Source organism: Paenirhodobacter sp. (assembly GCF_050177655.1).
In the GTDB taxonomy this organism is placed as follows: Bacteria; Pseudomonadota; Alphaproteobacteria; order Rhodobacterales; family Rhodobacteraceae; genus Rhodobacter.
Map to the genome: position 1 here is coordinate 134,770 of NZ_JBFXGV010000003.1, position 10,170 is coordinate 144,939.

At 66.2% G+C, this 10,170-nt stretch carries 11 protein-coding genes; 4 read left to right on the forward strand and 7 right to left on the reverse strand.

Annotated features, from left to right (window positions below):
* Nucleotides 1–7 precede the first annotated feature (7 nt).
* A complete protein-coding gene (locus tag AB7U46_RS02725; RefSeq protein ID WP_428335405.1) occupies nucleotides 8–1,342 on the forward strand; it encodes an ammonium transporter in 1,335 nt (444 codons plus the stop codon).
* 68 nt (nucleotides 1,343–1,410) lie between these two features.
* Here the strand turns inward: AB7U46_RS02725 and AB7U46_RS02730 are convergent, their stop codons facing one another.
* The 6 genes from AB7U46_RS02730 to smpB all read right to left on the reverse strand — a co-directional run bounded on the left by AB7U46_RS02730 (nucleotide 1,411) and on the right by smpB (nucleotide 7,238).
* Entirely contained in the window at nucleotides 1,411–2,970 is a 1,560-nt protein-coding gene (locus AB7U46_RS02730; protein WP_428335392.1) for a DHA2 family efflux MFS transporter permease subunit, read from the reverse strand.
* Between the two features lie 3 nt (nucleotides 2,971–2,973).
* Complete coding sequence (locus AB7U46_RS02735; protein ID WP_428335393.1) at nucleotides 2,974–4,053, reverse strand: HlyD family secretion protein; 1,080 nt, start codon at nucleotides 4,051–4,053, stop codon at nucleotides 2,974–2,976.
* The gene (locus AB7U46_RS02740) at nucleotides 4,043–4,501 is read right to left on the reverse strand and encodes a MarR family winged helix-turn-helix transcriptional regulator (protein WP_428335394.1); all 459 of its coding nucleotides are present in this window, start codon (nucleotides 4,499–4,501) and stop codon (nucleotides 4,043–4,045) included. The genes AB7U46_RS02735 and AB7U46_RS02740 overlap by 11 nt, the downstream gene beginning before the upstream one ends.
* Before the next feature lie 131 nt (nucleotides 4,502–4,632).
* Nucleotides 4,633–5,814: an aromatic amino acid transaminase gene (locus AB7U46_RS02745; RefSeq protein WP_428335395.1), complete on the reverse strand. Its 1,182-nt coding sequence runs from the start codon at nucleotides 5,812–5,814 to the stop codon at nucleotides 4,633–4,635.
* Nucleotides 5,814–6,671 (reverse strand): 3-mercaptopyruvate sulfurtransferase, encoded by an 858-nt coding sequence (gene sseA, locus AB7U46_RS02750; RefSeq protein ID WP_428335396.1) that lies wholly within the window; start codon nucleotides 6,669–6,671, stop codon nucleotides 5,814–5,816. The genes AB7U46_RS02745 and sseA overlap by 1 nt, the downstream gene beginning before the upstream one ends.
* A gap of 93 nt (nucleotides 6,672–6,764) precedes the next feature.
* Entirely contained in the window at nucleotides 6,765–7,238 is a 474-nt protein-coding gene (gene smpB / locus AB7U46_RS02755; protein ID WP_428335406.1) for an SsrA-binding protein SmpB, read from the reverse strand.
* A 110-nt stretch (nucleotides 7,239–7,348) separates the two neighbouring features.
* Between smpB and AB7U46_RS02760 the strand changes: the two genes are divergently transcribed.
* Complete coding sequence (locus AB7U46_RS02760; RefSeq protein ID WP_428335397.1) at nucleotides 7,349–7,810, forward strand: ion channel; 462 nt, start codon at nucleotides 7,349–7,351, stop codon at nucleotides 7,808–7,810.
* A 6-nt stretch (nucleotides 7,811–7,816) separates the two neighbouring features.
* Here AB7U46_RS02760 and AB7U46_RS02765 read toward each other — a convergent pair whose 3' ends face one another.
* Nucleotides 7,817–8,269 (reverse strand): DUF302 domain-containing protein, encoded by a 453-nt coding sequence (locus AB7U46_RS02765; RefSeq protein WP_428335398.1) that lies wholly within the window; start codon nucleotides 8,267–8,269, stop codon nucleotides 7,817–7,819.
* A 142-nt stretch (nucleotides 8,270–8,411) separates the two neighbouring features.
* On the opposite strand from AB7U46_RS02765, the gene msrP reads away from it, so the two are divergent.
* Together msrP and msrQ are read left to right on the forward strand one after the other, a co-directional pair.
* Complete coding sequence (gene msrP / locus AB7U46_RS02770) at nucleotides 8,412–9,332, forward strand: protein-methionine-sulfoxide reductase catalytic subunit MsrP (protein WP_428335399.1); 921 nt, start codon at nucleotides 8,412–8,414, stop codon at nucleotides 9,330–9,332.
* Nucleotides 9,332–9,934, forward strand: a complete 603-nt coding sequence (gene msrQ / locus AB7U46_RS02775; RefSeq protein ID WP_428335400.1) for a protein-methionine-sulfoxide reductase heme-binding subunit MsrQ — start codon at nucleotides 9,332–9,334, stop codon at nucleotides 9,932–9,934. The genes msrP and msrQ overlap by 1 nt, the downstream gene beginning before the upstream one ends.
* The last annotated feature ends 236 nt before the right edge of the window (nucleotides 9,935–10,170 follow it).

The window sequence follows — 10,170 nt, forward strand, 5'->3', positions numbered from 1 at the left end:
GAAACATATGAAAAACCTCTCGAAAATCGCAGGTCTCGCCGCGGCGCTCGCCGCCGTTGCCCTGCCGGTCCTCGCGCAGGACGCCGCACCCGCGGAAGCCGCTGCGCCGATCATCGACAAGGGTGACGTGGCCTGGATGATGACCGCTTCGGCGCTCGTCCTGTTCATGACCATCCCCGGCCTCGCGCTGTTCTACGGTGGCCTCGTGCGCACCAAGAACATGCTCTCGGTGCTGATGCAGACCACGATGATCGCCGCTGTCGTGATGATCATCTGGGTGCTCTACGGCTATTCGATGGCCTTCGGTGGCGGCACCTCGCCGTTCTGGGGCGGCCTCGGCAAGATCTTCCTCAAGGGCGTGACGATGGATTCGACCGCCGCCACCTTCACCGATGGTGTGGTGCTGCCGGAATATGTCTTCATCGCCTTCCAGATGACCTTCGCCGCGATCACCCCGGCGCTGTTCATCGGCGCCTTCGCCGAGCGCATCAAGTTCTCGGCCGTGATCCTGTTCTCGGTCCTCTGGGTCACCTTCATCTACTTCCCGATCGCCCACATGGTCTGGGACGGCTCGGGCCTGATCTTCAACATGGGCGCCGTTGACTTCGCCGGCGGCACCGTGGTCCACATCAACGCCGGTATCACCGCGCTCGTCGCCGCGCTCGTCGTCGGCCCGCGCATCGGTCTCGGCAAGGACATGATGGCCCCGCACTCGATGACGCTGACCATGGTCGGTGCCGCGATGCTGTGGTTCGGCTGGTTCGGCTTCAACGCCGGTTCGAACCTCGAGGCGACCTCGGGTGCGACGCTTGCGCTGCTGAACACCTTCGTCGCCACCGCCGCCGCCGTCGTGAGCTGGGCGCTCGTCGAAGCGCTGACCCGCGGCAAGGCCTCGGGCCTCGGCGCCGCCTCGGGCATGGTCGCCGGCCTCGTCGCGATCACCCCGGCCTGTGGCACCACCGGCCCGGTCGGCGCGGTCGTGCTCGGCCTGATGGTCTCCCCGGTCTGCTACTTCTTCGTCACCACGGTGAAGTCGAAGTTCGGCTATGACGACAGCCTCGACGTCTTCGGCGTGCACGGCGTGGGCGGCATCATCGGCGCGATCATGACCGGCGTGCTGATGGCTCCGGGCCTCGGCGGCACGGGCGGCGACGACTTCGCGATCGGCGCTCAGGTGCTCATCCAGATCAAGGCCGTGATCATCACCCTGCTGTGGTCGGGCATCGGTTCGCTGGTCCTGCTCTACATCACCAAGGGCATCACCGGTCTGCGCGTCTCGGTCGACGACGAACGTCAGGGCCTCGACCTCACGACCCACGGCGAAAGCGCCTACCACTCGTAAGAGTTCGGTTCACCGAAATGGAAAGGCCCGGGGTTTCCCCCGGGCCTTTTGCTTTGCTCCCGTCCGGTTCAGTCGAGATGGGCGGCGCCCGCGGCCTCGACGCTGTCGGCGCGGCGCAAGAGGAACACCAGCGGCACCGCCGCGAGGGTGATCCACATCAGCGCCTTGAAGTCGTCGACATAGGCGATCATCGCGGCCTGCTGATTGACGAGGTTGTTCACCACCGTCCAGAACGCCCCCTCGCCATATTGCAGCGAGATCAGCTTGTAGGCGCCGGCGAGCGAGCCGTTGATCAGCCCCGAGAAGTTCGGATCGAGCTGCGAGATGTTCTGCGCGAGCTCGGCATGGTTGATCTGCGTGTTGCGGGTGAGCAGGAGCGTCACGATCGAGATCCCGATCGAGGAGCCGATGTTGCGCACGAGCGAGAAGAGCGCGGTGGCGTCGCCGCGGAACTGCGGGGCGATCGTGGCGAAGGCCACGGTCGAGAGCGGCACGAAGACGAGGCCGAGGCCGAACCCCTGCACGAGGCCCGAGACGATCACCAGCGTCGCATCCATCTGCGGCCCGAACCCGGTCATGATGTAGAGCGAGAGCGAGGTGAGCAGCAGCCCGGTCACCACCAGCTTGCGCGGGTCGATCACCCGCACGAGCTTGCCCGCAAGCATCATCGTCACCATCGTGCCGACGCCGCGCGGCGCCATCACCATGCCGGTCGTCATCACCGGGTAGCCGAAGATCCCCGAGAGCATCGGCGGCAGCAGCGCGAGCGAGGCGAGCAGCACGATGCCGACGACGAAGATGAACACGAGCCCGGTCGAGAAATTGCGGTCGAGGAACATCCGCGGATCGAGGAACGGATGCTCCACCCCCATGATCCAGATCACGAAGACCCAGAAGCCGCAAAGCGCGATCGACAGCTCGATCCAGATCTCGGCGGCGTTGAACCAGTCCACCTCGCCGCCGCGGTCGAGCATCAGCTGCAGCGCGCCGACCCCGATGCCGAGCGCGGCGAAACCGAAGAAGTCGAAGCGGCGGATGCGGCGCGCCATGTTCGGCAGATAGGCGGCGCAGCCGGCCAGCGCGACGAGGCCGAGCGGCACGTTGATGTAGAACACCCAGCGCCAGTTGAAGTTCTCGGTCAGGAAGCCGCCGAGCGTGGGGCCGATGATCGGGCCGACCATGATCCCCGCGCCCCACATCGCCATCGCCGAGCCGTGCTTCTCGCGCGGGTTGATGTCGAGCAGGAAGGTCTGGCTCAGCGGCACGATCGCGGCGCCGAAGACGCCCTGCGCCATGCGAAAGAACACCATCGTGTCGAGCGACCAGGCGATGCCGCAGAGCATCGAGGTCACGATGAAGCCCGCGACCGAGGCGACGAAGATCTCCTTGCGGCCATAGCGCTCCGACATCCAGCCGGAGAGCGGCGTGACGATCGCCGAGGCGACGATATAGGAAGTCAGCACCCAGTTGATCGTGTCCGACGAGGCGCCGAGATCGGCGCGCATCGAGGGCAGGGCGACGTTGGCGATCGTGGTGTCGAGCACCTGCATGATCGTCGCCAGCATCAGCGACAGCGTGATCAACCCGTGGTGCTTGATCTCCTCGGGCGGGGTGGGCGCGGGGGCCATGGCTTATTGCCCCGCATGCGCCTGGGTCGAACCCTCGACCTGCGAGATCAGCGCGTCGAGCCGGGTCTCGGCCTTGGTGTCGACGGTGACCGCGGCGGAGAGGCCCGCGCGCAGGCCGCTCAGATCGGTGCCCGGTTCGAGGCGCAGCTTCACCGGCACGCGCTGGGTCACCTTGACCCAGTTGCCGGTGGCGTTCTGCGCCGGCAGGATCGAGAACTCGGCCCCGGTGCCGGCGCCCACCGCCTCGACGATCGCGACGTAATCCTTGCCGGGGAAAGTGTCGAAGCTGACCGTCGCCTGCTGGCCGGGTTCCATATTGCCGATCTGGGTTTCCTTGAAATTCGCCTCGATCCAGGTGTCGCCGGTTTCCACCAGCGAGAAGAGCGAGGCGCCCGCGGTGACGAATTGCCCCGGCTTGAAGGAGGAGGCCTTGTAGACGATGCCGTCGGCGGGCGCGTTCACCGTGGTGAGCGTGAGATTGTAGGCCGCCTTGTCGCGCGCGACCTGCGCCGCCTGCACCGCGGGGTGATCCTTCGTCGCGATGTCGGGATTGCCGCCAAGCGCGGCCACCGCCGCCTCGACACCCTGTTTCGCGGCGGCGAGGGTTTCCTGCGCCGAGCTCGCGTTATGCGCCGCGGCGTCGAGATCCGACTGCGTGCCGGCGCCGCGCCCGGTGATCGCCTGCTGCCGCTTCAGCTCGGCGGCGAGGTAATCGGCGCTGTCCTGCGCCACCTTCTCCTGCGCGAGCGCGACGCGATAGGCCGCGCGCAGCTGCTCGACGCCAAGCCGGGCCTGCGCCAGCGCCACATCGGCCTGCGAGAGGGCAAGTTCGTAGGGCTGCGGATCGACGCGGAACAGCGGATCGCCCGCCTTCACCACGGCATTGTCCTTGGCGAAGACCTCGGTGACGCGGCCCGAGATGTCGGAGGCGACGGTGATCCGCGCCTGCTCCACCGTGGCGTTGTCGGTTTCCTCGTAGCGTCCGGTGTCGAGCCAGAGCCAGACGCCCGCCGCGACCAGAACGATCGGCAGCGCGGCCATCAGCAGTTTCTTCGGTTTCTTGCGGGGCGTTTCAGCGGTCATTTGCGATCTCGGGAGTGGAGGAGAGGTTGGCGATGATATGGCGCAGCGTGGCGAGCAGATGTTCATGCGCGCCCGGTGGCAGGCCGGCGAGCGCGATGCCATAGATCGAATCGGCGATCTGCTTGGCGTCGGCGACGGCGGCGCGGGTCTTGTCGGTGGCGGTGACGATGCGGATGCGGCGGTCGTTCGGGTCAGGCTCACGGCAGACCCAGCCCGCCTCCTGCATCCGGTCGACGAGGCGCGAGACGGAAATCGGCTCGATCTCGAGCAGATCGGCGAGCCGCGCCTGCGGCATCGGCCCGTTGCGCATCAGATGCACGAGCAGCCGCCATTGCGAGGAGGTCAGCCCCATCTCGGCGGCGCGCGTCTCGAAGCGGCGCCGGATCAGCCGGGTCGCGTCCTGCATCAGAAAGCCGAGGCTCTCGCGGGGAACTTCACATTGCGTCATCGAACTCGTCTCGTTGAGGTAAGCTGGTATATTATAAGCGTGCTTATAAAATCAAGCGGGATTTGCCCGGAAGGTAAAAGAAACGGGGCGACCCTTTCGGATCGCCCCGTTCAAGTGCGGATTTCGCGGGCTCAGACGCCGGCAGCGATGATCGCGCGGGCGAGGATCGGCACCGTCTTCGCGTTCAGCCCGGCGATGTTCAGCCGCGAATCGCCGACCATGTAGATCGCGTTCTCGCTGCGCATCGTCTCGACCTGCTCGGGCGTGGCGCCGAGGCGCGAGAACATGCCGCGGTGCTGGGCGAGGAAGTCGAAGCGGTCGGAGTTCGAGAGCTGGCGCAGCTCGTCGGCGAGCTGCTGGCGCAGGCCGAGCATGCCGGTGCGCACCTCTTCGAGCTCGGCCTCCCATTCCGCGCGCAGCGCCGGATCGGTGAGCACCATCGTCACCAGCCGGGCGCCGTGGTCGGGCGCAAAGGAATAGGTCTGCCGGTTGAGGTAGGCGAGCGTGCCCTGCGTGGTCTCCTTCGCCGCGGCGTCGGAAAGCACCATCAGGCAGCCGGTGCGCTCGCGGTAGATGCCGAAGTTCTTCGAGCAGGACGCGGCGATCATCACCTCGGGCAGGCGCGACGCGACCAGCCTTGTGCCGGCGGCATCGGCGTCGAGCCCATCGCCGAACCCCTGATAGGCGAGGTCGATCATCGGCAGCGCGCCCTTCGCCTCGAGCAGGTCGGCGACCGCCGCCCATTGCTCGAGCGTGAGGTTCGCGCCGGTCGGGTTGTGGCAGCAGCCGTGCAGCAGCACGACGTCGCCCGCGGTCACGCCCTGCAGATCCTCCATCATCGCCTCGAAATCGACCACGCGCGCGGCGCTGTCGAAATAGCGATAGCCCTTGCGCGGCAGCTTCATGAAATCGAGGATCGAGAGGTGGTTCGGCCAGGTCGGATCGGAGAACCAGACGGTGCAGCCGGGGTTCGCGAGACGCGCAAGCTCGAACCCCATGCGGCAGGCGCCGGTGCCGCCCACCGTCTGCAGCGCCGAGAGGCGCTCGGCCGGATAGCCCTTGCCCAGCACGAGCTCCGCCATCGCGGCGTGGAACGCGGGCTCACCGGCAAGCGCGGTGTAGGTCTTCGTCGTCTCGGCTTCCCAGAGCTGCTTTTCCGCGGCCTTGATCGCGCGCATCACCGGGGTGCGGCCCTCGGCATCCTTGTAGACGCCGACGCCGAGATCGACCTTGTCGGCGCGCGGATCGGCGCGGAACAGGCCCATCAGCGCGAGGATCTTGTCGGCGGCCTGCGGCTTGAGTGCGTTGAACATCATGCTTCTCCGGTTGCGACCTTGAGGTCGTTGTACATGCCCCATTCCGCCCAGGCGCCGTCATAGACCGCCCAGTCGTGGTTGCCCGCCACTTCGAGCGCGAGCGCGAGCATCGCCGCATTCACGCCCGAGCCGCAGGTGGTGATCGCCGGCTTCGCGAGATCGACCCCGGCCGCGGCGAAGGTCGCGCGCAGCTCCTCGGGCGTTTTCATCGTGCCGTCGGCGTGCAGCAGCTCGGTATAGGGGACGTTCTTCGAGCCGGGGATATGCCCCTGGCGCAGGCCGGGGCGCGGCTCGGGATCGACGCCGATGAAGCGGCCATGCGCGCGCGCGTCGATGATCTCGTAATCGCCGAGCTTGCTGGCATGGGCGACCTGGGTCACGTCCTTCACGAGGTTCGCCTGGCGCTGCACCGTCATGTGACGGTCGCGCATCATCGGCGGCAGATCCTCGGTCTCGCGGCCCTCGGCGATCCACTTCGGCAGGCCCCCGTCGAGCACGGCGATATCGGTCTTGCCCATCAGCCGGAAGGTCCACCACACGCGCGGCGCCGAGAAGATCCCCATCTGGTCATAGACGACGACCTGATGCCCGTCGCCCACGCCCATCGCCCGCATCCGCGAGACGAATTTCTCGACCGGCGGCGCCATATGCGGCAGGCTCGAGCGGCTGTCGGAGATCTCGTCGATGTCGAAGAAACGCGCCCCCGGGATATGCGCCGCGTCATAGCTCGCCTTCGCATCGCCCTCCATCGTCGGCAGGAACCAGCTGCCGTCGAGAATGCGCAGGTCGGGGTCGCGCAGATGCGCCTCGAGCCAGTCGGTGGAAACAAGCGTTTTCGGATCGTCCAGTGCCATCGAGCGCCCTCCGTGCAAATCGCTTGTCCTTAGACTCAACCCCCCCTTTTGCGCAAGCGCGAAGGGGTCGGAAGCGGTGCGAAAGGGGTGGTCTCAGCCGTTCTGCTTGAGCAGGCGCTGCTTCTGGCGGTTCCAGTCGCGCTTCGCCTCGGTCTCGCGCTTGTCGGCGAGCTTCTTGCCCTTGGCGATGCCGATCTTGAGCTTCACGCGCCCGCGGTCGTTGAAATACATCGTCAGCGGCACGAGCGTCATCCCCTCGCGCCCGACCGCGGTCCAGAGCCGGCTTAGCTCCTTCTTCGAGACGAGCAGCTTGCGGTGGCGCCGCTCCTCGTGGCCGAAGACGCCGGCTTCCTTATAGGCGGCGATATAGGAGTTGATCAGCCAGAGCTCCCCGTTCTCCACGCTGGCATAGCTCTCGGCGATGTTCGACTGACCGGTGCGCAGGCTCTTCACCTCGGAGCCGGTCAGCACGATGCCCGCCTCGAGGTCGTCCTCGATTGCGTAATGGTAGCGCGCCTGCCGGTTCTCGGCGATCAGCTTGGAATTGGGGTCGGATTTCTTCGCCATGATCGTCGTGAGATAGGCGAGCGGGGGCCACATGTCCAGTGCGACAGGCGCGCACTTGACCGGCGCCGCGCCGGCGATATAGCGCACGGACAAAGGGGAGGAAGACGGCGATGTGGGTTCAGATTCTCATCGGTTCGGCGATGATGCTGTTGACGGTGGTGGTCGCGGGCTTGAGCGCCTGGCTGATGGAATGGGCCTTCGCGAAGTCGCATTTCTGGCTCCTGCGCGATCCGCACCGGCCAAAGCTGATGCTCGTCGTGCTGATCACCGCGCTCTGGGCGCTGGCGATGGTCACCGCGGGGGTCTGGCTCTGGGCCGCCTGTTTCCGCTTTCTCGGCATCTTCATCACCTGGGAGGCGGCGGTCTATTTCGCGCTCGTCTCCTATACCACGCTTGGATATGGCGACATCCTGCTCACGCATGAATGGCGTATCCTCGGCGGCATGGCCGCGGCGAACGGGCTTTTGAATATCGGCCTGCTCACCGCGATGCTGGTCGAGGCGCTGCGGCACGTCCGCCTCGGCCAGTTGCAGGCGCATCGCAACCGCGAGGTGAACCGCGGTTACCTGTGAGCCGCCTCACTCCTCGAGGCCGAGCGCCTCGGCGACGATGCCGCTCAGCATCGCCTCGACCTGGTCCATCGCCCCCGCGGGATAGTCGCGAAAGCCTACGGTGATCAGGCCGGGGCTTTCCGGCACCTCATAGGCAAAGATCGTGTAGGGGCAATATTGCACATTGGTGATGTCGGCCTCCATCACCGCGCGCGAGACCGTGGCCGAGCAGAAGGAATAGATATCGGCATGGGTGTAGAGCACCCGCTCCGAGCCCGTCGCCCCGCGCGTGCGTTCGAGCATGTCGCCGGTGTGGCTGACGTGATCGACGACGAGCCCGGCATCCATGATCGCGTTTTCCAGCGCGAAGGTGACGTTGCCGAATTCGTCCTCGGTGGTCCAGACATGCGCCTCCTGCGCGGTGGCGGCGCCAAGGCCCAGCCCCTGCGCCAAAAGCGCGGCGATGATCGTGCGATACATGGTTCCCTCCCGTGCTGCCTCCCGCAGCTTCGTCATATTGCAAAATTGCGATCTGTTGGGGAAGGGGTCACAAAAGCGTCAGCGCTGTAACGAATTGCGGGCTCCGGACGTATTGTTGGTATCATGCCCCAAGGAGGACGCCATGCCGACGCGCGCCGAGACACCGCTCACCTGGTCCGATGTGACCCCGAAAGCCGCCTTCCTGGGCCGGCGCGAGCTGATCGCGGGGGCGGCAGCCTTTGCCTTCGCCGGGCCTGCCGCGGCGAAACTGGCCGCAAGCCCCTCGCCCTATTCCACCGATGCCAAGCCGAACACGCGCGAAGAGATCACCAGCTACAACAATTTCTACGAATTCGGCTGGGACAAGTCGGACCCGGCACAATACGCCGGCGCGCTGACGACCGATCCGTGGTCGGTCGAGATCGGCGGCCTCGTCGAGAAACCCGGCACCTATGACCTCGCCGATGTGCTCAAGACCGCACCGCTCGAGGAGCGGATCTATCGCTTCCGCTGCGTCGAGGCCTGGTCGATGGTGATCCCCTGGATCGGCTTCCCCCTCGCCGCGCTACTGACCCGCGTCGGCGTGCAGCCCGGGGCGAAATATGTCGCGCTGCAAACGCTCCTGCGCCCCGAGGAGATGCCGGGCCAGCGCGCGGGGGGCATCGACTGGCCCTATGTCGAGGGGCTGCGGCTTGACGAGGCGATGCATCCGCTGACGATTCTGGCCTCGGGTCTTTATGGCGAAGAGCTGCCGAAGCAGAGCGGCGCGCCGCTGCGCCTCGTGGTGCCGTGGAAATATGGTTTCAAGTCGATCAAGTCGATCGTGAAGATCACGCTGACCGACCGGATGCCGCCCACCACCTGGAACAAGCTGCAGCCGAAGGAATACGGCTTCTACGCCAATGTGAACCCGGAGGTGGATCACCCCCGCTGGAGCCAGGCGACCGAGCGCAAGATCGGGGCCGGGCTGTTCGCGGGGCGCGAACCGACGCTGATGTTCAACGGCTATGCCGATCAGGTGGCCTCGCTCTATTCCGGCATGGACCTGCGGAAGAACTACTGATGATGGCCCGGCTCAACGGTGCGCTGCGCCGCCTTCCGCCCGGGGCCGTCTATCTCCTCGGGCTGATCCCGCTTGCCTGGATCGTCTGGCTCACCCTGTCGGGGGGCATCGGCGCCGATCCGGTGAAGGGGATCGAGCATCGCCTCGGCAAGGTGGCGCTCTGGTTCCTGCTGGGTGGGCTCGCGATCACCCCGGCGCTGCGGCTCCTCGGGCTGAACCTGATCCGCTATCGCCGGGCGGTGGGGCTGCTCGCCTTCTTCTATGTCGTGCTGCATCTCCTGGCCTGGATCAGCTTCGACATGGGGTTCCTCTGGGGGCAGGCGGCGCGCGATCTGGTGAAGCGCCCCTATCTCTTCCTCGGCATCTCCGCGCTGGTGCTGATGCTGCCCCTGGCGCTCACCTCGAACAACGCCTCGGTGCGCAGGCTCGGGCGCAATTGGCGGCGGCTGCACTGGCTCGTCTATCCGGCCGTGGCGCTCGGGGTGATTCACTACCTCTGGCAGATGAAGGTGATCTCGGCCGAGGGCTGGACCTGGGCGGGGGCACTCGTGGTGCTTTTTGTCCTCCGTTTGCCGGGTGTGAATCGCCTTCGCCTGCATTGACGTAGGGGGAGGCGGCGGAGATTCCCGCCTCGATTCGGCCATTTCGCGAGAAGATTCGCCCTCGGAGCGTCGAAGGCGCCGCGACGCAGCAAGACGCCTCACGCCGAATGTTCAACGAAACAAGGGATTTTGTGGGTTTCTGTTGGGAAGTTGCGATTTTTTGGAAAAAGGGGGTTGCGGAGTTTGGCGGTGATCCGTAAACAGCGCCTCACCGAAGCGGAACACACCGCGACGGT

Coding starts and splice junctions, on each gene's coding strand:
- AB7U46_RS02725 (WP_428335405.1), top strand. CDS start 8: ATGAAAAACCTCTCGAAAATCGCAGGTCTCGCCGCGGCGCTCGCCGCC.
- AB7U46_RS02730 (WP_428335392.1), bottom strand. CDS start 2,970: ATGGCCCCCGCGCCCACCCCGCCCGAGGAGATCAAGCACCACGGGTTG.
- AB7U46_RS02735 (WP_428335393.1), bottom strand. CDS start 4,053: ATGACCGCTGAAACGCCCCGCAAGAAACCGAAGAAACTGCTGATGGCC.
- AB7U46_RS02740 (WP_428335394.1), bottom strand. CDS start 4,501: ATGACGCAATGTGAAGTTCCCCGCGAGAGCCTCGGCTTTCTGATGCAG.
- AB7U46_RS02745 (WP_428335395.1), bottom strand. CDS start 5,814: ATGTTCAACGCACTCAAGCCGCAGGCCGCCGACAAGATCCTCGCGCTG.
- sseA (WP_428335396.1), bottom strand. CDS start 6,671: ATGGCACTGGACGATCCGAAAACGCTTGTTTCCACCGACTGGCTCGAG.
- smpB (WP_428335406.1), bottom strand. CDS start 7,238: ATGGCGAAGAAATCCGACCCCAATTCCAAGCTGATCGCCGAGAACCGG.
- AB7U46_RS02760 (WP_428335397.1), top strand. CDS start 7,349: ATGTGGGTTCAGATTCTCATCGGTTCGGCGATGATGCTGTTGACGGTG.
- AB7U46_RS02765 (WP_428335398.1), bottom strand. CDS start 8,269: ATGTATCGCACGATCATCGCCGCGCTTTTGGCGCAGGGGCTGGGCCTT.
- msrP (WP_428335399.1), top strand. CDS start 8,412: ATGCCGACGCGCGCCGAGACACCGCTCACCTGGTCCGATGTGACCCCG.
- msrQ (WP_428335400.1), top strand. CDS start 9,332: ATGATGGCCCGGCTCAACGGTGCGCTGCGCCGCCTTCCGCCCGGGGCC.